Origin of the sequence: Pantoea sp. R102, assembly GCF_004916815.1 — a bacterium.
GTDB classification, from domain to species: domain Bacteria; phylum Pseudomonadota; class Gammaproteobacteria; order Enterobacterales; family Enterobacteriaceae; genus Pantoea; species Pantoea dispersa.
In genome coordinates this window covers 38,759-58,831 of record NZ_SDFT01000005.1, presented here as the reverse complement: position 1 = coordinate 58,831, position 20,073 = coordinate 38,759, and the positions used below count along the sequence as shown (strand labels likewise).

The following is a 20,073-nucleotide window of genomic DNA, read 5'->3' as shown; positions in this document are numbered from 1 at the left end:
GGCGAATTACGGCCTTGTAGTTGAAATTGAAGCGGTAAACCACTGCTGAATATTGCTCATCGCAGCATGGGACGTGTCGAGGATTGGCTGCGGGTAAACGCCCAGCAGCACCAGCAGCACGACCAGTACACCGATGGTCAGGAATTCGCGCGGCGACATTCCAGCCAGCGGCTCTTTTGATTTGGCTTCGCCGTAGTAAGCGCGCTGCATCATGATCAGCGAGTACACTGAGGCAAATACCAGGCCGAAGGTGGCAATCACGATAATCAACGGCACCACCTGATAACTGCCGGTCAGAATCATGAACTCACCCACAAAGTTACCGGTGCCCGGCATACCGAGGTTAGCCACGGCAAAGAACAGCGACAGGCCCGGAATCCACTTGATGCGCGACCACAGGCCGCCCATCTGGCGCATGTCACGGGTATGCAGACGTTCATACAGCTGACCGCACAGGATGAACAGCGCCGCGGCCGACAGGCCGTGCGCAATCATCTGCACCACCGCGCCCTGGAACGCCAGCTGGCTGCCGGTGTAGATGGCAATCAGCACGAAGCCCATGTGCGAAATCGAGGTGTAGGCGATCAGGCGTTTGATATCGGTCTGCGAGAACGCCATCCAGGCGCCGTAGAAGATACCGATGATGCCGAGCCACATGGCGATCGGTGCGAACTCCGCAGACGCATTCGGGAACAGCGGCAGGCTAAAACGCAGCAGGCCGTAAGCCGCCGTTTTCAGCAGGATACCGGCAAGGTCAACCGAACCAGCGGTCGGTGCCTGGCTGTGGGCATCCGGCAGCCAGCCGTGCAGCGGCACCACCGGCATTTTCACCGCAAAGGCGATGAAGAAGCCGAGCATCAGCAGATACTCAACGGTGTGTGACATTGGCGTTTTCAGCAGCTCTTCATAGCTGAACGTCCAGACGCCAGTGGCGTTGTAGTGCACAAACACCAGCGCCAGAATGGCAATCAGCATCACCAGACCTGACGCCTGGGTATAGATGAAGAATTTGGTTGCCGCGCTGATACGGGTTTTCCCGTCAGACGCTTTGTGACCCCAGAGCGCGATGAGGAAGTACATCGGCACCAGCATCATTTCCCAGAAGAAGAAGAACAGGAACATGTCGATGGCGAGGAACACGCCGATCACGCCGCCGAGAATCCACATCAGGTTGAGGTGGAAGAAGCCCTGATACTTTTCGATTTCATTCCACGAGCAGAGAACCGCCATCAGACCCAGCAGGCCGGTCAGCACCACCATCAGCAGCGACAGGCCATCCAGCGCCAGATGGAAATTAATGCCAAAGCGTGGGATCCACGACACCAGGAAAGTCGACTGCCACTGCGGCAGGCCCGCAGCCTGCGTCAGCGAATAGCCGCCCTGCAGCCACAGCTGCAGGCCCAGCGCCAGCGTCAGCCCCATGGTGATCAGGGCAATCCAGCGCGGCACCTTCGCGCCAAGGCGCTCAGCCAGCCAGCAAAGCAAGCCCCCAACAAAGGGTATAATTATTAGCCAAGGTAATAACACGGCGTACATTCCCTATTTTCGTCTTCGTTCAGGCTATCGGACGCGCCTGTTTCGCCTCGCCCGCGCGGGCAACGTTCACGTATTACTACGCGCCGGTTGCTGCGCTGACGAACACCAAACTGACTGCGTTGATCTCACCCGTGCATCAGACAATTTTGAACATTCTTACGTGGGGCGCTAAACCATCGCGCGCCCCGCTCATCAATCGTTAAATCACCAGCATCAGCGCCAGCACCACCACGGCACCGACGCTCATCGACGCGATATACCAGCGCAGATAGCCGTTCTCACTCACCACCAGACCTTTATTACCGATGCGCGACAGCAGCGCCGGCAGGTTCATCAGTGAATTGAGCGGATCGCGCTGCAGCAGCCAGGCAATGCCAAGGTACGGTTTAACAAATACCTTGTCGTACAGCCAGTCGAAGCCCCAGGCCGCAAACCACGAGGTGCCGAAGAAACGGCCCGGCGCGCTGTTGGCGATGCGGGTGACCAGCTGACGTTTGCCCAGCCACAGCGCGGCGGCAATCAGGATTCCGATAATCGCCACGGCACCCGAGGTGATTTCCAGCGCCACTTTGCCGGTTTCACCAAACTCGTTCTGTGGCAGCACGCCCGCCAGCGGAGGCGTAATCAGCGCGCCAACGAAGGTCGAGAGTACCAGCAGCACAATCAGCGGCAGATGATGCGTAATGCCTTTACCGGCATGCGCATGAATTTTCTCTTCGCCGTGGAACACGATGAAGATCATGCGGAAGGTGTAGATTGAGGTAAGGAATGCACCCACCAGACCGGCGACCATCAGATTGATGTGACCGTTAGCCAGCGCACCGAACAGAATCTCGTCCTTACTATAGAAGCCGGCGGTAATCAGCGGCAGCGCGGCCAGCGCAGCACCGCCCACCAGGAAGCAGACATACACCAGCGGGATGCTCTTACGCAGACCGCCCATTTTGAAAATGTTCTGCTCGTGATGACAGGCCAGAATCACGGAACCGGAGGAGAGGAACAGCAGCGCCTTGAAGAACGCATGGGTCATCAGGTGGAAAATCGCAGCGTCCCACGCCTGTACGCCCAGCGCCAGGAACATGTAGCCGATCTGACTCATGGTGGAGTAAGCCAGCACGCGTTTGATGTCGGTCTGCACCAGCGCGGCGAAGCCCGCCAGCACCAGCGTAATCGCACCAACGATACCCACCAGATGCAGCACTTCCGGCGTCAGCAGGAACAGACCGTGGGTGCGGGCAATCAGATAGACGCCTGCGGTTACCATGGTGGCAGCGTGGATCAGCGCGGAGACCGGCGTCGGACCGGCCATCGCATCGGCCAGCCACGTCTGCAACGGCAGCTGTGCCGATTTACCCACGGCACCGCCCAGCAGCATCAGCGTCGCCCACTGCAGCATGTGGTTGTCCGCCGCGAAGTGCGCCGGGGCCAGCTCCATCAGCTCACGGAAGTTCAGCGTACCCAGTTCGTTGTAGAGAATGAACAACGCAAAGGCGAGGAACACGTCACCGACACGGGTGATGATGAAGGCTTTCATCGCCGCTTTGCCGTTTTCCGGATTGCTGTAGTAGAAGCCAATCAGCAGGTAGGAACACAGCCCTACCCCTTCCCAGCCCAGGTACATCAGCATCAGGTTATCGGCCAGCACCAGCACCACCATGCTCGCGATGAACAGGTTAGTGTAAGCGAAGAAGCGTGAATAACCCTCTTCACCGCGCATGTACCACGAAGCGAACATGTGGATGAAGAAGCCGACGCCGGTAACCACCGACAGCATGGTCAGCGACAGACCATCCAGCACCAGGTTCACTTTGATGTCAAAGTTACCCACGTGCATCCAGGTCCACAGCGCCTGGGTAAATGGCTGCTGGCCTTGACTGAAGAAGTCCACACCCACAAATACGGTGGTCAGCGCCGCAAGGCCCACTGACCCCATCCCCACCGCAGCCGACAGGTTCTCCGACCAGCGACCACGGGAAAACGCCAATAGCAGGAAGCCAATCAGCGGAAATAATACGGTTAAATAGAGAAGATTCATCCGCGCATCTCGCTCACTGTGTCAATGTTCAGCGTCTGACGACGACGATAGAGCTGGAGCAGCAGCGCCAGACCAATACTGGCTTCCGCCGCCGCGAGGCTGATTGCCAGGATGTACATCACCTGGCCGTCGGCTTGTCCCCAGTAGCTGCCTGCCACCACCAGCGCCAGCGCCGCGGCGTTGATCATGATCTCCAGACCGATCAGCATAAACAGCAGGTTGCGGCGCAGTACCAGCGAGGTCAGGCCGAGAACAAACAGCACAGCAGCCAGAATCAGGCCGTGTTGTAACGGGATCATGCGTGCTCCTCCTTATTGGCCGCCGCGTCTGACACGCGGTTGCTCAGCACTTCGCCCTGACGATCTTCACGTCCGATATGGAACGCCACTACCAGACCGGCCAGCAGCAGCATTGACGCCAGCTCAACCGCCAGAACATACGGGCCAAACAGACTGATGCCCACCGCTTTGGCATCGATGACGGTGCCATCAATACCCTGGTCGGTCGCGGTCAGGATGGCGTAGATCATCACCACCAGCAGCAGCAGCGAGACAATGCCCGGACCGATCCACAGCGACGGCTTCAGCCATTCGCGCTCCTGCTCCTGCTGGGTTTTACCCAGGTTGAGCATCATCACTACGAACACAAACAGCACCATGATGGCACCGGCATAGACGATGATCTCCAGCGCACCGGCAAAATAGGCGCCCATTGAGAAGAACACGCCGGCAATCGACAGCAGCGAAACAATCAGGTACAGCAGCGCATGTACCGGATTGGTGTGGGTGATGACGCGCAATGTCGTCAGCACCGCCACCAGTCCGCAAAGATAAAACGCAAATTCCATACCTGGCTCCTTAAGGTAATAAGCCTTTAACGTCGATCGGTTTGGCTTCGTTTTCCGCGTCGCCTTTGTCTTTACCGTCGATCGCCATACCTGCCATGCGGTAGAAGTTGTACTCCGGATATTTACCCGGGCCGGAAATCAGCAGGTCTTCCTTCTCATACACCAGATCCTGACGCATGAACTCACCGAGTTCGAAGTCCGGCGTCAGCTGAATCGCGGTGGTCGGGCACGCTTCTTCACATAAACCACAGAAGATGCAGCGCGAGAAGTTGATGCGGAAAAATTCCGGATACCAGCGGCCATCCTGCATCTCCGCTTTCTGCAGCGAAATACAGCCGACCGGGCAGGCAACGGCGCACAGGTTACAGGCCACGCAGCGCTCTTCGCCGTCCGGATCGCGCGTCAGCACGATACGGCCACGGTAGCGCGGCGGCAGATAAACCGGCTCTTCCGGATACATCTGGGTTTCGCGCTTGGCGAAGGCATGCATGCCAATCATCCAGATACTGCGCACTGTCGTGCCGAAGCCAACGACAATATCTTTTAAAGTCATCTCAAAACCCCTTACTGCGCGTTGTACAGAATCACTGCGGCAGTGGCCAGCAGGTTCAATAACGTCAACGGCAGACATACTTTCCAGCCGAACGACAGCACCTGGTCATAGCGTGGACGCGGCAGCGCAGCACGAATCAGGATAAACATCACCATAAAGAACGCCGTTTTCAGGGCGAACCAGATGAACGGCGGCAGGAACGGACCGTGCCAGCCACCAAAGAACAGGGTGACGATCAGCGCCGATACGGTAGTAATGGCCACGTACTCACCGACAAAGAACAGGCCGAACTTCATCCCGGCATATTCGATGTGGTAACCGTCGGCCAGCTCCTGTTCCGCTTCCGGCTGGTCAAACGGATGACGGTGGCACACCGCGACGCCGGCAATACAGAAGGTCACGAAGCCAAAGAACTGCGGGATGATGTTCCACAGATGGGTCTGGCTCTCAACGATGGCGTTCAGGTTAAAGGAACCCGCCTGCGCCACCACGCCCATCAGCGACAGGCCAAGGAACACTTCGTAGCTCAGGGTCTGCGCGGAGGCACGCATTGCACCGAGCAGCGAGTATTTGTTGTTACTCGACCAGCCTGCGAACAGTACGGCGTATACCGCCAAACCCGCCATCATCAGGAAGAACAGCAGACCGATGTTCAGGTCGGTGACCATCCAGCTCGGCGAAACCGGCACAATCGCAAACGCCAGCAGCAGCGAAACGAAGGCGATGACCGGTGCCAGGGTAAAGATGAAGCGATCGGTAAACGGCGGAACCCAGTCCTCTTTAAAGAACATTTTGATCATGTCCGCCGCCAGCTGCAGCGAGCCGCCCCAGCCTACGCGGTTCGGTCCATAACGGTTCTGCCACAGGCCGAGCAGACGACGCTCGGCAAAGCTCATGAAGGCACCACAGGCCACCACCACCAACAGGATCACAATGGCTTTCACCACCTGCAGGATGATGTCAATAACGTCCGGTGTCAGCCAGCTCATTGCGCTGCCTCCTGCAGTTTGTCAATTTGCGCACCCGCGAGGAACGGCGGTACACCCGGCATGCCGAGCGGCAGACCCACCTGCCCCGCCTGCAGTGCCGCAGAGAAGCGCACCGGCAGACGCAGCGTTTCACCGGCGCAAACCAGCTCCACGGACGCACCGTTATTAACGCCCAGCTTCTCAGCATCTGCCGGGTTGATCACCAGCGTGGCCGCTGCCATGCGTTTCTGGAAGGTTGGCGAACGCTGAGTCATCTCTTCACTACCAAACAGCTGATAGTAAGGTGCCACGCGATACTGACTGCCGCCCACGAAGCGTGCCGGAACCTGGCTGAACCAGTCCAGTGCACTTTCGCTGGCTTCGAACAGCCGCACGCCCGGATCGCCATGACGCAGTTTACCGCCCACTTCCGCCTGGAACTTGTTCCACGCCTGCGGTGAGTTCCAGCCTGGTGCCCAGGCAAAAGGAATCTGCGAACGCGGTGCCGACGGCTGGTTGTTACCTTCCATGGAGAAGGCAAACATAGTGTCTTTATCCTGCGGCTGACGCGGTTCGTGCACGCTGATGTTGGCGCGCGCGGCGGTACGGCCACTGGCACGATGCGGTGAACGCGCCAGTTTCTGGCCACGAATACGGAAGCTGGCGTCCGGCGCCGCATCCTTAATCCCTTTCAGCTGTGGCAGCGCCACAATCGCGGCATCAATCACGTGATCGAGCTGCGTCCAGTCAATCTGGCGGCTCTCGACGGCACTGTGCAGCGAATGCAGCCAGCGCCAGCTCTCCAGCATCACCACGCTATCGTCGTAGTAGGCCGGATCGTAAACCTGGAAGAAGCGCTGGGCGCGACCTTCATGGTTGATGGAGGTGCCGTCGCTCTCGGCAAAGCTGGCGGTGGATAGCACCAGACCGGCTTTCTCCAGCGTGGCGGTGCGTTGATGATCAACCACGATCACGTGCGCGGTGTTATGCAGTGCTGCATCGACGGTGGCTTTCGGTGCGTGACGGTAGAGATCGTTCTCCAGCACCACCAGCGCTTCCGCTTCGCCTTTGTCCAGCTGCTCCAGCGCGCTGTCCAGCGACTGGCCGCCCATCAGGCCGAGACCGAAGCTGTTGGCGGCACCGGCGAGGAAGGTAATACCGACGTCAGCACCGCGCGCTTTCAGCGCTTTAGCCACGTTGGCTGCCGCTTCAATCATTGCCGTGCTGCCCGAGTGGGTGCCGGAAATGATCAGCGGTTTTTTCGCGCCGGCCAGCGCCTGTACCACCACGTCCAGCTTGCCGTTCAGGCTGCTGTCAAAATCGCTAACCGCCGGTGCGCTGTCATCCAGCGCGTGCGCGATGGCGAAGCCCAGGCGGGCCTGATCTTCCACCGGTGCGCGATAGCTCCACGCGGCGATATCATCGAGACGGGTTTCATCAACGTTAGTGACAAACAGCGGATGTTTGGCGTGCTGACCAATGTTGAGGATGGCGGCGATCTGCCAGTCCGCGACTTTCTGAGCGGCGGCCATTTCGCGTGCTTTGCCTTTAACGGCCTGACGCACCGACAGCGCCACGCGGGCACCGACCTGAGTCAAATCTTCACCCAGCACCAGCACGGCGTCATAGCTTTCAATTTCACGCAGCGATGGCGTGTAAATGCCGCCCTGCTGCAGCACTTTCAGCATCAACTCAACTCGCGCCTGCTCAGCTGCCGGCATACCGGTTGAGAAGTTTTCCGCGCCCACCAGTTCACGCAGCGCGAAGTTGCTTTCAATACTGGCGCGAGGTGAACCGATACCGATCACCTTCTTCGCCTGACGCAGGATATCCGCGGCGGCATTAACCGCCTGTTCTGCGTTCAGCGTGATACGGTCGCTGCCGCGCAGCTGTTCCGGATGACGCGGACGATCTTTACGGTTCACGTAGCCATAGCCGAAACGGCCACGGTCGCACAGGAAGTAGTGGTTCACCGATCCGTTGTAGCGGTTTTCGATACGACGCAGCTCGCCATAGCGCTCGCCCGGGCTGGTGTTACAACCCACGCTGCACTGCTGGCAGATGCTGGGCGCAAACTGCATATCCCACTTACGGTTATAGCGTTCAGAGTGGGTTTTATCGGTGAACACGCCGGTCGGGCAGATTTCTACCAGGTTACCGGAGAATTCGCTCTCCAGCGTGCCATCTTCCGGACGGCCAAAGTAGACGTTGTCATGCGCGCCGTACACGCCAAGATCTTTGCCATCGGCGTAATCTTTGTAGTAGCGCACGCAGCGGTAACAGGCGATACAGCGGTTCATCTCATGCGAGATAAACGGCCCGAGATCCTGATTCTGATGGGTACGCTTGGTAAAACGGTAGCGACGGAAGCTGTGTCCCGTCATTACCGTCATATCCTGCAGGTGACAGTTACCGCCCTCTTCGCACACCGGACAGTCGTGCGGGTGGTTGGTCATCAGCCACTCCACCACGCTTTCACGAAACTCTTTCGCTTCGCCATCGTCGATGGAGATAAAGGTGCCGTCAGACGCAGGCGTCATGCAGGACATGACGAGGCGACCACGGGTATCTTCGGCATTCTGGAATTGCTTCACCGCGCACTGGCGGCAGGCTCCCACGCTTCCCAGCGCCGGATGCCAGCAAAAATAAGGAATATCAAGGCCCAGAGACAGACACGCCTGCAGCAGGTTGTCCGCTCCGTTCACATCATATTCTTTACCGTCTACATGGATTGTAGCCATAGTGAACATGCTTCCGTAAGGCTCGTCCGCAGACGAGCGTTAAACATCTAATTCCTGCCCCGCAGCCTCAGGCCCGGGCGATTCCGTGTACGACGGCGGCTTACCAGCGCGCTTTCAGCAGGTTAGGCTGAATCCCGCCGATGGCGCGGGTATTGCCAAACACCTGCGGCGCAATGCCAGCTTCAAACTCGTCACGGAAATATTTAATCGCGCTCTGCAGTGGCTCAACGGCACCCGGTGCGTGGGCGCAGAACGTCTTGCCCGGACCGAGCTGGCGGCACAGCTGCAGCAGGGTTTCGATATCCCCCGGCTGGCCTTTTTTCTGCTCCAGCGCACGCAGGATCTTCACGCTCCACGGCAGACCATCACGGCACGGCGTACACCAGCCGCAGGACTCGCGCGCAAAGAACTCTTCGAGGTTGCGTACCAGCGACACCATATTGATTTCGTGGTCGACCGCCATCGCCAGCGCGGTACCCAGACGGCTGCCGGCTTTGCCGATGCTGGCAAATTCCATCGGCAGGTCGAGGTGCTGCTCGGTCAGGAAGTCGGTACCGGCTCCGCCCGGCTGCCAGGCTTTGAACTTGAGGCCATCGCGCATACCGCCGGCATAATCCTCAAGGATTTCGCGTGCGGTGGTGCCAAACGGCAGCTCCCACACGCCCGGATTTTTCACCCGACCGGAGAAGCCCATCATCTTGGTACCGGTGTCTTCGCTGCTGGAGATGTTTTTGTACCACTCCACGCCATTCAGGAAGATCGCCGGGACGTTGGACAGCGTCTCAACGTTGTTAACGCAGGTCGGTTTGCCCCAGACGCCGGCACTGGCCGGGAACGGCGGCTTGGAACGCGGGTTAGCGCGGCGCCCTTCCAGCGAGTTGATCAGCGCGGTCTCTTCGCCGCAGATATAGCGGCCCGCACCGGTGTGAACAAACAGCTCGAAATCGAAGCCGGTACCAAGAATGTTTTTACCGAGATAGCCCGCGGCAGTGGCTTCGGCGATGGCACGACGCAGATTTTCCGCGGCTTCGATGTATTCACCGCGCAGGAAGATGTAGCCACGGTAGGCTTTCAGCGCAAACGCACTGATCAGCATGCCTTCCACCAGCTGGTGCGGCAACTGCTCCATCAGCAGGCGGTCTTTATAAGTGCCAGGTTCCATCTCATCGGCGTTACACAGCAGGTAACGGATGTTCATGGATTCATCTTTGGGCATCAGGCTCCATTTCAGGCCGGTGCTGAAGCCGGCACCGCCGCGCCCTTTCAGGCCGGAATCCTTCACTGCAGCGACGATCTCGTCCTGGCTCATGCCCTTCAGCGCTTTATCGGCACCAACGTAGCCGTTTTTACTGCGGTATTCATCGAACCATACCGGCTGTTTGTCGTCACGCAGACGCCAGGTCAGCGGATGGGTTTCCGCAGTACGAATGATCTGTTTAATGGTCATTGATACTGCTCCAGCAGGTTGGCGATGCCTTCCGGCGTCAGGTGAACGTGGGTATCTTCATCCACCATCATGGTCGGGCCTTTGTCACAGTTGCCGAGGCAGCAGGTTGGCAGCAGCGTAAAGCGGCCATCCGGCGTGGTTTGTCCTGGCTTAATGTTCAGGTTCTGCTCCAGCGCCGCCTGAATGCCCTGGTAACCGGTGATGTGGCACACCACGCTGTCGCAGTAGCGAATCACGTGGCGGCCAACCGGCGTACGGTAGATCTGGCTGTAAAACGTCGCCACACCTTCTACGTCGCTGGCCGGAATGCCCAGTACCTCAGCAATCGCGTTGATGGCACCGTCCGGCACCCAGCCGCGCTGCTTCTGCACGATCTTAAGCGCTTCAATCGACGCCGCGCGCGCATCTTCATAGTGATGTTTTTCATGCTCAATAGCGTGGTGCTCGGCCTCGCTCAGCACAAAGACCTCAGTCGGGTCGATGGTTTGAATGGCAATTTTTTGATCGTGCATAATTAGCGGTCCACGTCTGACATAACAAAATCGATACTACCGAGGTACACGATCAGGTCGGATACCAGGCTGCCGCGGATCACCGAAGGGATCTGCTGCAGATGCGGGAAGCTTGGCGTACGCACGCGGGTGCGGTAGCTCATGGTGCTGCCATCGCTGGTCAGGTAGTAGCTGTTGATCCCTTTCGTCGCTTCAATCATCTGGAACGATTCGTTGGCCGGCATTACCGGGCCCCACGAAACCTGCAGGAAGTGCGTAATCAGGGTTTCAATGTGCTGCAACGTGCGCTCTTTCGGTGGCGGCGTGGTCAGCGGATGATCGGCCTTAAACGGCCCTTCCGGCATGTTTTTCAGACACTGCTCAAGGATACGCAGCGACTGCCACATCTCTTCCATCTTCAGCTGCACGCGGGTGTAAGCGTCGCTGATGCCGGCGCCGACCGGCACCTCGAAGTCGAAGTTTTCATAGCCGGAATAGGGACGCCATTTACGCACGTCGAAATCCAGACCGGTGGCGCGCAGACCGGCACCGGTGGTGCCCCACGCCAGCGCTTCGTCCATGTTATAAGCGGCCACGCCCTGCGAACGGCCCATCAGTACGGTGTTGCGCAGCGCAGCTTTGTCGTACTCTTTCAGACGCTTCGGCATCCAGTCGAGGAACTCGCGCAGCAGACGTTCCCAGCCTTTCGGCAGATCGTGCGCCACACCGCCGATGCGGAACCACGCCGGGTGCATACGGAAACCGGTGATCGCTTCCACCACGTCATAGATTTTCTGACGGTCGGTAAAGGCAAAGAACACCGGCGTCATGGCACCGACGTCCTGAATAAAGGTGGAGATGTACAGCAGGTGGCTGTTGATGCGGAACAGCTCTGACAGCATCACGCGAATCACATTCACGCGATCCGGTACGGTGATGCCCGCCAGCTTTTCCACCGCCAGTACGTAAGGCATTTCGTTTACGCAACCGCCGAGGTACTCGATACGGTCGGTATACGGAATATAGCTGTGCCACGACTGACGCTCGCCCATCTTCTCCGCGCCGCGGTGGTGGTAACCCACATCCGGCACGCAGTCGACGATCTCTTCGCCATCCAGCTGCAGAATGATGCGGAACGCACCGTGCGCTGAAGGGTGGTTCGGACCGAGGTTGAGGAACATGAAGTCCTCATTGGTGGTGCCACGCTTCATGCCCCAGTCTTCCGGCTTGAAGGTCAGTGACTCCATCTCCAGATCTTCTTTCTGCTTAGTCAGCGTGAAAGGATCGAACTCGGTGGCGCGCGCCGGGTAGTCTTTACGCAGCGGGTGCCCTTCCCAGGTCTGCGGCATCATGATGCGCGTCAGGTGCGGGTGGCCGTTGAAGGTGATACCAAACATCTCCCAGGTTTCGCGCTCATACCAGTTGGCGTTAGCGAAAATTTTGGTGATGGTGGGCACATTCAGATCGTTTTCAGACAGCGCCACCTTGAGCATGATGTCGCGGTTGCGTTCAATCGACAGCAGGTGATAGAAAACGGAAAAATCCGCGGCGGGCAGACCGGCGCGGTGGGTACGTAAACGCTCATCGAAACCGTGCAGGTCATAGAGCATGACGTACGGCTTCGGCAGGTTACGCAGGAATTCAATGATTTCCAGTAGCTGTTCACGCTTCACCCAAACGACCGGAATGCCGGTGCGGGTGGCCTGAACGGTAAAGGCATCCGGCCCAAAACGGTTACGCAGCTCGCCGATCACCGGATCATCCAGGTGATCCCGGGTTTGCCATGCAGGCTGAGCGAGATCTTGCGTGGTTAAATTTGTCATACGTTACTCACCATTCCGGCCTGTAATCAGGCACTCAAAAGAAGGCGTCAGGATGGCGGCACACACTACGTTGTCATTATCTGCTGCGGCCGTGGCTCCATCCGTGTACGGGGTGCTTAAACTTCGTCTGGGGTTCTCAGGTTGGTGACGGCAATACGCTCACCGCGCTTTCTTTCACGCTCAGACTGCATATTGGCGCGATACACGCCCTGATCGCCAACCACCCACGAGAGTGGACGACGTTCTTTGCCGATGGACTCACGCAGCAGCAGCAGCGCCTGCATGTAAGCTTCCGGACGTGGCGGACAACCCGGGATATACACATCAACCGGCAGGAATTTATCCACACCCTGCACCACCGAATAGATGTCATACATGCCGCCGGAATTGGCGCAGGCCCCCATCGAAATCACCCATTTTGGTTCCAGCATCTGGTCATACAAACGCTGAATCACCGGCGCCATTTTGGTAAACGGCGTACCGGCGATCACCATAAAGTCAGCCTGACGTGGCGAGGCGCGCATTACTTCTGCACCGAAACGCGCCACATCATGTACTGCGGTGAATGACGTGGTCATTTCCACGTAGCAACAGGAAAGGCCGAAGTTATACGGCCAGAGAGAGTTTTTACGACCCCAGTTCACCATGTCATGCAGGGCGTGCTCGAGCTTGCCCATATAGACGCTGCGATGAACGTGCTGCTCCAGAGGATCGGTAACAATCTCCTGTTTCTGCAGGGGATAACGGTCGTTATCGCCCCCGTTCGGGTCTACGCGTGTCAGCGTGTAGTCCATCTTATTGCCTCGCTTTTACTGCTTATGAGGGTTGGTGTGACTGTGGCTGACCGGGCTCGATTTAACGACTACGCGACGACGCGCAGGCGCCCAATCCAGCGCACCGATGCGCACCAGATAAACCAGGCCTGCCAGGAGCACCAAAATGAAAATTGCGGCTTCGACAAAGCCGACCCAGCCGCTTTCGCGAATGGAGGTCGACCATGCGTATAGATAGAGGGCTTCGACGTCGAAAATGACGAAAAACATCGCAACCAGATAGAATTTTGCCGAGAGGCGGATATGGGTATCACCGACGGATTCGATACCGGATTCAAACGGCGTGTCTTTGTGGCGCGCGCGTGCACGTCCACCTAACAACCAGCCACCGGTTAACATAAAGGCACACAGGCCAAACGCGATAACAATGAAAATAATAAACGCCCAGTGATGAGCGATGACTTCTGTGGTTGTTGACATACTCTTTGCTTACTCATCAAAAGTGGCGATGGCATCCTGCACTGTCGCAGCAAACACACCACATCGATTCAAGGGAAGGATAAAAAACCTTATAAACTTTGCTGTCTTTATCAATTAAGCAGCAATTTTATGGGGTTTTTTACTCCTTTCTATAACCTTTTGTCAACTTTGACAAAAGTATCCAAACATTAATTTACACCCGCATCATATTATTAACATATGCACCCCTGAGCGCCAGCTAAATCGCTTCAGTTTGTACGGTTAATTTCAGTGTAGCGGGTATTCACATGCATGGATCGTGCATTTAACAATCATAGTTTGACAGGTCTTGCGCGGATTTCCCCCCCCTTATCGGGGGTATTTTTTTGATCCAGAACACATATTGACGTTTTTTGCTGGAAAAACCGGCAGGCGGTCCGACGAAAGACGGAGATAAAGTTGGCACGAAATGATAAATAAATTCCGCGCAGGATGAAAATGAAACACATTTCACTTTTCAGGAAGTTAGTGAAATTATCAGGTGCAAATCGTGCTAAAAAAGCGGAAATAACCGCCATAAAAAAAGCCTTAGCTGATTTTCATCAGGCTAAGGCTCTTTTCTCTAACTTTTAACAATTATCTGGCATGCCGGTTGTGACGGATTACCAGTAACGGTCAACCTTACTCTTCATCATCCAGCAGCAGCGTACCGTCCGGATTCGCGCTCAGATTGTAAGGATCGTTAGTGGACTGCATCGCGTTGAAGATGGCCAGTGCCAGCTCATTATCGCTGTCCGGATTACGGCACAGCAAATATTGCGTATCCGGCAGCACCGGCAGGCCTTCTGCCGCCCCCATCACGCGCAGCTCCGGGCTCATCATTTCAACCGGACGCGCGGTGACACCCAGCCCCGCTTTTACCGCCGCACGTACCGCCGCCAGCGTGGAAGCCACGTAGGAGATACGCCACGGGATACCCGCTTCGTTGAGATGATCGATCGCCATGTCACGGTACGGGCTTGGCTCATCCAGCAGCACCAGCGGAATGGCTTCACCGCGCTGGAAAATGTAATCTGCCGCGCAGTACCACAGCGTTGGCGAGGTGCGCAGCACCTGGTAGGTGAAGTTACCCGGACTGGAGGTGGTCACCACCAGATCCACTTCGCCCTGGTTCAGCATCTCCATCATAAACGGATTACGCTTCACGCGGACGTCGATTGCCAGTTTCGGATACACTGACGTTACGCGGTTAAGCAGAAACGGCAGAATGGTATCAGAGGTATCGTCAGACGCGCCAATCGTCAGCACGCCCTGGATATTGCTGTACATTAAAGAAGTGCAGGCTTCATCGTTGAAACGCAGGATCTTCCTGGCGTAGCCAAGCAGCTGAATACCATGCTCAGTCAGCAATTTGTTACGTCCATGTCTGGCAAACAGCTCTTTACCTACCAATTGTTCCAGACGTTGCATCTGCTGGCTTACGGCTGATTGCGTTCTGCATACTGCTGCAGCGGCGGCTGCAAAGGTATTCAGGTCAGCAACGGCGACAAAAGTACGCAGCAGATCGAGGTCGAGATTCAGTATCGGACGATTTGCATTAGTCATGTTATTTCTTCACTTATAAGATTTTTTGAAACTACTACCCTGGTGTATTACCATACTTAACAAAGAGATAAGTGGTAATGGTGCTTAATGATCGCCCTGTGTGAAGGCGCTCATGAAAAAATCGAGTCAGGCGGATGCCGACGAACACATCACCGCAAAACGGGCAATGGCGTCGTAAAAGTCAGAACAACTTCCTGGGCCAGGGACGTCAGTAGAACGTTGCTGGAAGCTGTGTAGTTGCCTGGTTTCCCGCCAAACTGTCCTGCGGGGCAAAAAGGAATAACATCTTGTTATGCTGATGCGAAGCGATAAAGTGCATCAAATAATAAATTATACTTAATCATTTTTACGCTATAAATGGAAATGTTTTTGTTCAAAACATCGTAATTTTTGACCAAAAGCCATTTCCGGCACATCCTGCCACAACGCTGCTGATTTTTTAACCCGCCTGGTTCTTAAACTGAATGATAAGCGTTAAAGTGACAGCGTAAATGCTATTTAAGCCGCTGCCACGCGGTTTTATCCCCGGCTGACGGGGCCTGGTTTCAACCGCCTGGCAAAGCAAATAACCGTCGTCATCGCCTCATGCCAGATAGTGCTTAATCATTGCTGCACATTTTTTCGGCATCCAACAAGATTCCTTTAACTATTTCATCAAGTCGCTAACCATTCCTCAGACCGCAGTTAAATGAAAAATTGCTGAATGGCGCGGCGCGCGGCTGGATATCCCGGTTTACAGGCGACCCGATCAGCGCAAGCATTTAATGTTGACTCCTGCCATTTTAATAGATAATTAAACCAGTTTTAATAGTTAAAAATGCGTTTCGCGCCACTGAATCCGGCAAAGCCTGGCTATCGCGCCAAAACCCAGCGCTGCCCTTCTTTTGTTACGGTGAGAGGAGTAAATTGAGCAGGTTTGATTTTAGTGGCAGGTTAAAAGGACTCTGCCCATTAAGGCGGTAACGATGAATTTTCAAATTGATAAATCCGGCAAGCTGGAAAATGTCTGTTACGACATTCGTGGCCCGGTACTGAAAGAAGCTAAACGTCTCGAAGAAGAAGGCAACAAAGTTCTCAAACTCAACATCGGCAACCCTGCCCCGTTTGGTTTTGAAGCCCCAGATGAAATCCTGGTAGACGTGATTCGTAACCTGCCGAGCGCGCAAGGCTATTGCGACTCGAAAGGCCTGTATTCAGCACGTAAAGCCATCATGCAGCACTACCAGGCGCGCGACATGCGCGACGTTACGGTAGAAGATATCTATATTGGCAACGGCGTGTCTGAACTGATCGTACAGGCGATGCAGGCGCTGCTGAACAGCGGCGATGAGATGCTGGTGCCCGCGCCAGATTATCCGCTGTGGACGGCGGCGGTTTCGCTGTCGAGCGGCAAAGCGGTGCACTATCTGTGCGACGAATCCGCGGGCTGGTTCCCGGATCTGGATGATATCCGCAGCAAAATCACACCGCGTACCCGCGGGATCGTGATCATCAACCCCAACAACCCGACCGGTGCGGTGTACAGCAAAGAGCTGCTGCTGGAGATCGTGGAGATCGCCCGCCAGCATAACCTGATCATCTTCGCCGACGAGATCTACGACAAGATTCTGTATGACGAAGCCCAGCATCATTCGATTGCCGCGCTGGCACCGGATCTGCTGACCGTGACCTTCAACGGGCTGTCCAAAACCTACCGCGTGGCCGGTTTCCGCCAGGGCTGGATGGTACTGAACGGACCGAAGAAGCACGCCAAAGGCTATATCGAAGGTCTTGAGATGCTGGCTTCAATGCGTCTGTGCGCTAACGTGCCGGCGCAGCATGCCATTCAGACTGCGCTGGGCGGCTATCAGAGCATCAGCGAGTTTATCGCGCCGGGTGGGCGGCTGTTTGAGCAGCGCCAGCGCGCCTGGGAACTGATCAACGATATTCCCGGCGTCAGCTGCGTGAAGCCGCAGGGCGCGCTGTATATGTTCCCGCGCATCGATGCGAAGAAATTCAACATCCTGGACGACCAGAAAATGGTGCTGGATTTCCTGCTGCAGGAAAAAGTGCTGCTGGTGCAGGGCACCGCCTTTAACTGGCCGTGGCCGGATCACGTGCGCATCGTTACCCTGCCGCGCGTGGACGACCTCGAGATGGCGATCAACAAATTTGGTCGCTTCCTGCAAGGCTATCGCCAGTAATCTGTGACGCGTATACTGTTCGACTTTCGGGGAGCCGCACAAGCTCCCCGCCGTGCAACAGGAACCGTCCATGACCCGTAGCCACTTTTTCGCCCACCTCTCCCGCCTGAAACTCATCAACCGCTGGCCGCTGATGCGCAATGTGCGCACGGAAAATGTCTCCGAGCACAGTCTGCAGGTCGCCATGGTGGCGCATGCGCTGGCCATCATCAAAAACAAAAAATTTAACGGCAATCTGAATGCCGATCGCATCGCCATGCTGGCGTTATATCACGATGCCAGCGAAGTGCTGACCGGCGACCTGCCCACGCCGGTGAAGTACTACAACGCGCAGATTGCCCATGAATACAAGAAGATCGAAAAGATTGCGCAGCACAAGCTGATTGAGATGCTGCCGCCTGAGTTGCAGGACGCGTATCGTCCGCTGCTGGATGAGCACCTGCATAGCGAGAGCGAGCAGGCGGTGGTGAAACAGGCCGATGCGCTGTGCGCCTACCTCAAGTGCCTTGAAGAACTGTCGGCCGGCAACAACGAGTTTCTGCTGGCCAAAGCCCGTCTGGAGAAGACGCTGGCGCAGCGGCGATCGCCGGAGATGGATTACTTCGTTGAAGTCTTCATCCCCAGCTTCAGCCTGTCGCTGGATGAAATTTCCCAGGATACGCCGCTGTAACCTGCGCCACTCAGCGTGGGCTGTTTCAGGCGCGGAGCGTCACGCTGAAATAACCGTCCGGCTGTTTACTGATGTGCAGCGGCTGCAGATTTTCCACCTGCAGCGCCACTTCGCTCAGGCGCGGCGCATCGGCCGGCGGATTGACCGCCACCACGGCGCTGCCCGCTTCCAGCCCGGCGATAATGCCCGCCGGGGCATCTTCCACCACTACGCATTCTGGCGCAGAAAGCCCGAGCCGCTCAGCACCCAGCAAATAAGGTTCAGGATTGGGCTTACCGAATTTGATGTCCTCGGCGGTAATAAACACCTCCGGCAGCGGTAAACCGGCCGCTTTGTGACGGGCATGCGCCACCGGGATCGATCCCGAGGTCACAATCGCCCAGGGAATGTCGAGTGCGTTCAGGGTGGCCAGCAACGCGTGTGCACCGGCAATCGCCTGCACGCCTGCCGTGTCTTCTGCTTCCAGCTGCTCCAGCCAGCGAAATTCAGCCTGGATCGCTGCTTCAGACTGGCCCGCCATAAAGTGGCGCAGCGAGTTGATCGCCGGTTTGCCGTGAATGTAGTCCAGCACCTGCTGCGCGGCCAGGCCGTGGCGCGCGCCCCAGCGTGACCAGGCGCGATTCACGGCAGGCAGTGAATCCACCAGCGTCCCGTCTAAATCAAACAGAAAACCCCTGTACTTCACACGTTGCTCCTTATTCAGGCATTGAGGATTTGCGCGATCTCATTCTCGCTGAGGTGATACTGACGCGGACAAGTGTGCCACACCGCCAGCATGCGTTGGTATTTTTCCCACATCGGGGTTTGCGCATTGAAGCCGTGGGTGCCGGAATCGAAATGGGTATAGCGCCCTTCCACATTAACCATAAAGCGCACATAGCCGAGGTAACGCGCTTCGGTGGCCGCGTCGAAGCCGAGAAACGCCAGGCGACGCTCTTCAATGTTGCACGGCGCCTTGTGATTGGACCAGGAAACATGCAGCGCATGATGCATTTCCATAATGTCGATCAGCGTACGGCAGGTCGCCTCGCTCAGCTCGCCGAACTCTTTGTCCAGCTCGCGCAATTGCAGTCCATAGCCGCGTTCAATAATGGTCTGATAGCGGCGATAGCGCTCGGCGTTATCCGGCTCAAGCATCGCCATCATCTGGTATTGATTAGAAAGAATCAGTCGCTGTGCATGGGTCATTTCCATGGTTTACTCCCGGGCCGCAGGGCCGCTTAAGTTTTAAACAATGCAGAAATGATTACACAACGAAAGCGATGCGTGTATGTCCGCATCACTATTCTTTGATTTGAACCGGGATTGGGCGCAAATTCTCTGGCAGAGAAAAGCGCCATTTGATCAAAGATCGTCGAGGAAAGTACGGTCGAGCTGCTTAAAAGCACGCTTGAGCACATCCGCCAGCGCCTGGTAAGTCGGCTTGCCGTCGACGGGGGCAATGGCCTGTCCGGCCTCTTCCAGTTTGGCGCGCACTTCGTGGAACCAGTGCAGCAGCGTTGGCGGCAGCGGCGTGACGGAACGTTTACCCAGCCACCATAATCCCTGCATCGGCAGGCTACAGGCAAACAGCGCGGTGGCAATCGCCGGACCGAGCTGCCCGCCGAGCGCGATTTGCCACGTCAGCGTAAAAATGGCCAGCGGTGGCATAAAGCGAATCGCAAAGCGGGTTGCCGTCACCACACGGTTCTCAGGAAACACCGGCGCCAGACGTTTGTCGGCGGGCCAGGTTTTCATGTAGTGCTGGCCGCGCTGAAATAAGCCGAACCAGCCTGGATTGCCTGCGTCATTCGCCATGGTAGACCTCAACTATTACTGCAACATTTAAAAAAATTTTATAACTACACAACTTTACGTGACATCCTTCAAAAGATTTTGTCTTTGCGGGTCACAGTGGGTATTCTGACGCCGTTTTTGCAACATTACCGGAAGCCGCAGCTCA

The 20,073-nt window shown here is 56.5% G+C and carries 19 protein-coding genes; 3 read left to right on the top strand and 16 right to left on the bottom strand.

Features of this window, described 5'->3' with window-relative positions; translation table 11 throughout:
* Positions 1-6 precede the first annotated feature (6 nt).
* The 12 genes from nuoM to ERD80_RS00780 all read right to left on the bottom strand — a co-directional run bounded on the left by nuoM (position 7) and on the right by ERD80_RS00780 (position 13,694).
* Positions 7-1,527, bottom strand: a complete 1,521-nt coding sequence (gene nuoM, locus ERD80_RS00835) for an NADH-quinone oxidoreductase subunit M (RefSeq protein WP_031280038.1) — start codon at positions 1,525-1,527, stop codon at positions 7-9.
* A gap of 208 nt (positions 1,528-1,735) precedes the next feature.
* On the bottom strand, positions 1,736-3,571 hold the full coding sequence (nuoL, locus tag ERD80_RS00830) for an NADH-quinone oxidoreductase subunit L (protein WP_136545536.1): 1,836 nt from the start codon (positions 3,569-3,571) through the stop codon (positions 1,736-1,738).
* Positions 3,568-3,870 carry an NADH-quinone oxidoreductase subunit NuoK gene (gene nuoK / locus ERD80_RS00825; RefSeq protein ID WP_013509877.1) on the bottom strand — a complete coding sequence of 101 codons (303 nt, stop codon included), beginning with the start codon at positions 3,868-3,870 and terminating at the stop codon, positions 3,568-3,570. The genes nuoL and nuoK overlap by 4 nt, the downstream gene beginning before the upstream one ends.
* On the bottom strand, positions 3,867-4,418 hold the full coding sequence (gene nuoJ, locus ERD80_RS00820; RefSeq protein ID WP_136545535.1) for an NADH-quinone oxidoreductase subunit J: 552 nt from the start codon (positions 4,416-4,418) through the stop codon (positions 3,867-3,869). Before nuoJ ends, nuoK begins: the two co-directional genes overlap by 4 nt.
* Before the next feature lie 10 nt (positions 4,419-4,428).
* Complete coding sequence (nuoI, locus tag ERD80_RS00815; protein ID WP_136545534.1) at positions 4,429-4,971, bottom strand: NADH-quinone oxidoreductase subunit NuoI; 543 nt, start codon at positions 4,969-4,971, stop codon at positions 4,429-4,431.
* An 11-nt stretch (positions 4,972-4,982) separates the two neighbouring features.
* Positions 4,983-5,960 carry an NADH-quinone oxidoreductase subunit NuoH gene (nuoH, locus tag ERD80_RS00810; protein ID WP_021509219.1) on the bottom strand — a complete coding sequence of 326 codons (978 nt, stop codon included), beginning with the start codon at positions 5,958-5,960 and terminating at the stop codon, positions 4,983-4,985.
* Positions 5,957-8,680, bottom strand: a complete 2,724-nt coding sequence (gene nuoG, locus ERD80_RS00805; protein WP_058769911.1) for an NADH-quinone oxidoreductase subunit NuoG — start codon at positions 8,678-8,680, stop codon at positions 5,957-5,959. Before nuoG ends, nuoH begins: the two co-directional genes overlap by 4 nt.
* A 100-nt stretch (positions 8,681-8,780) precedes the next feature.
* Entirely contained in the window at positions 8,781-10,121 is a 1,341-nt protein-coding gene (nuoF, locus tag ERD80_RS00800) for an NADH-quinone oxidoreductase subunit NuoF (protein WP_031280037.1), read from the bottom strand.
* Between the two features lie 2 nt (positions 10,122-10,123).
* On the bottom strand, positions 10,124-10,639 hold the full coding sequence (nuoE, locus tag ERD80_RS00795; RefSeq protein ID WP_021509216.1) for an NADH-quinone oxidoreductase subunit NuoE: 516 nt from the start codon (positions 10,637-10,639) through the stop codon (positions 10,124-10,126).
* Between the two features lie 2 nt (positions 10,640-10,641).
* Positions 10,642-12,441 (bottom strand): NADH-quinone oxidoreductase subunit C/D, encoded by a 1,800-nt coding sequence (gene nuoC, locus ERD80_RS00790; protein WP_136545533.1) that lies wholly within the window; start codon positions 12,439-12,441, stop codon positions 10,642-10,644.
* A gap of 116 nt (positions 12,442-12,557) precedes the next feature.
* The gene (locus tag ERD80_RS00785) at positions 12,558-13,235 is read right to left on the bottom strand and encodes an NADH-quinone oxidoreductase subunit B (RefSeq protein WP_021509214.1); all 678 of its coding nucleotides are present in this window, start codon (positions 13,233-13,235) and stop codon (positions 12,558-12,560) included.
* A gap of 15 nt (positions 13,236-13,250) precedes the next feature.
* Positions 13,251-13,694, bottom strand: coding sequence for an NADH-quinone oxidoreductase subunit A (locus tag ERD80_RS00780; RefSeq protein ID WP_136545532.1), 444 nt, complete (start codon positions 13,692-13,694; stop codon positions 13,251-13,253).
* Positions 13,695-14,171: 477 nt separating this feature from the next.
* Here ERD80_RS00780 and ERD80_RS22945 point away from each other — a divergent pair, with 477 nt between their 5' ends.
* The gene (locus tag ERD80_RS22945) at positions 14,172-14,306 is read left to right on the top strand and encodes a hypothetical protein (protein WP_021509212.1); all 135 of its coding nucleotides are present in this window, start codon (positions 14,172-14,174) and stop codon (positions 14,304-14,306) included.
* 48 nt (positions 14,307-14,354) lie between these two features.
* On the opposite strand, the gene lrhA is transcribed toward ERD80_RS22945, so the two are convergent.
* Entirely contained in the window at positions 14,355-15,278 is a 924-nt protein-coding gene (gene lrhA, locus ERD80_RS00775) for a transcriptional regulator LrhA (protein WP_021509211.1), read from the bottom strand.
* A gap of 965 nt (positions 15,279-16,243) precedes the next feature.
* Between lrhA and ERD80_RS00770 the strand changes: the two genes are divergently transcribed.
* Positions 16,244-17,461, top strand: coding sequence for a pyridoxal phosphate-dependent aminotransferase (locus tag ERD80_RS00770; protein ID WP_136545531.1), 1,218 nt, complete (start codon positions 16,244-16,246; stop codon positions 17,459-17,461).
* A gap of 70 nt (positions 17,462-17,531) precedes the next feature.
* Positions 17,532-18,131, top strand: a complete 600-nt coding sequence (gene yfbR, locus ERD80_RS00765) for a 5'-deoxynucleotidase (protein WP_021509207.1) — start codon at positions 17,532-17,534, stop codon at positions 18,129-18,131.
* A 25-nt stretch (positions 18,132-18,156) separates the two neighbouring features.
* Here yfbR and ERD80_RS00760 read toward each other — a convergent pair whose 3' ends face one another.
* The 3 genes from ERD80_RS00760 to yfbV form a co-directional block, all read right to left on the bottom strand.
* Positions 18,157-18,816, bottom strand: a complete 660-nt coding sequence (locus ERD80_RS00760; RefSeq protein WP_136545530.1) for a sugar phosphatase — start codon at positions 18,814-18,816, stop codon at positions 18,157-18,159.
* A gap of 14 nt (positions 18,817-18,830) precedes the next feature.
* The gene (locus ERD80_RS00755) at positions 18,831-19,325 is read right to left on the bottom strand and encodes a YfbU family protein (RefSeq protein WP_021509205.1); all 495 of its coding nucleotides are present in this window, start codon (positions 19,323-19,325) and stop codon (positions 18,831-18,833) included.
* 150 nt (positions 19,326-19,475) lie between these two features.
* Positions 19,476-19,928 carry a terminus macrodomain insulation protein YfbV gene (yfbV, locus tag ERD80_RS00750; RefSeq protein WP_021509204.1) on the bottom strand — a complete coding sequence of 151 codons (453 nt, stop codon included), beginning with the start codon at positions 19,926-19,928 and terminating at the stop codon, positions 19,476-19,478.
* Between the last annotated feature and the right edge of the window lie 145 nt (positions 19,929-20,073).

What these genes read in the sequence shown, in the direction of transcription:
- nuoL (WP_136545536.1), bottom strand. Translation starts at nt 3,571, where the DNA reads ATGAATCTTCTCTATTTAACCGTATTATTTCCGCTGATTGGCTTCCTG.
- nuoK (WP_013509877.1), bottom strand. Translation starts at nt 3,870, where the DNA reads ATGATCCCGTTACAACACGGCCTGATTCTGGCTGCTGTGCTGTTTGTT.
- nuoJ (WP_136545535.1), bottom strand. Translation starts at nt 4,418, where the DNA reads ATGGAATTTGCGTTTTATCTTTGCGGACTGGTGGCGGTGCTGACGACA.
- nuoI (WP_136545534.1), bottom strand. Translation starts at nt 4,971, where the DNA reads ATGACTTTAAAAGATATTGTCGTTGGCTTCGGCACGACAGTGCGCAGT.
- nuoH (WP_021509219.1), bottom strand. Translation starts at nt 5,960, where the DNA reads ATGAGCTGGCTGACACCGGACGTTATTGACATCATCCTGCAGGTGGTG.
- nuoG (WP_058769911.1), bottom strand. Translation starts at nt 8,680, where the DNA reads ATGGCTACAATCCATGTAGACGGTAAAGAATATGATGTGAACGGAGCG.
- nuoE (WP_021509216.1), bottom strand. Translation starts at nt 10,639, where the DNA reads ATGCACGATCAAAAAATTGCCATTCAAACCATCGACCCGACTGAGGTC.
- nuoC (WP_136545533.1), bottom strand. Translation starts at nt 12,441, where the DNA reads ATGACAAATTTAACCACGCAAGATCTCGCTCAGCCTGCATGGCAAACC.
- ERD80_RS00785 (WP_021509214.1), bottom strand. Translation starts at nt 13,235, where the DNA reads ATGGACTACACGCTGACACGCGTAGACCCGAACGGGGGCGATAACGAC.
- ERD80_RS00780 (WP_136545532.1), bottom strand. Translation starts at nt 13,694, where the DNA reads ATGTCAACAACCACAGAAGTCATCGCTCATCACTGGGCGTTTATTATT.
- ERD80_RS22945 (WP_021509212.1), top strand. Translation starts at nt 14,172, where the DNA reads ATGAAACACATTTCACTTTTCAGGAAGTTAGTGAAATTATCAGGTGCA.
- lrhA (WP_021509211.1), bottom strand. Translation starts at nt 15,278, where the DNA reads ATGACTAATGCAAATCGTCCGATACTGAATCTCGACCTCGATCTGCTG.
- ERD80_RS00770 (WP_136545531.1), top strand. Translation starts at nt 16,244, where the DNA reads ATGAATTTTCAAATTGATAAATCCGGCAAGCTGGAAAATGTCTGTTAC.
- yfbR (WP_021509207.1), top strand. Translation starts at nt 17,532, where the DNA reads ATGACCCGTAGCCACTTTTTCGCCCACCTCTCCCGCCTGAAACTCATC.
- ERD80_RS00755 (WP_021509205.1), bottom strand. Translation starts at nt 19,325, where the DNA reads ATGGAAATGACCCATGCACAGCGACTGATTCTTTCTAATCAATACCAG.
- yfbV (WP_021509204.1), bottom strand. Translation starts at nt 19,928, where the DNA reads ATGGCGAATGACGCAGGCAATCCAGGCTGGTTCGGCTTATTTCAGCGC.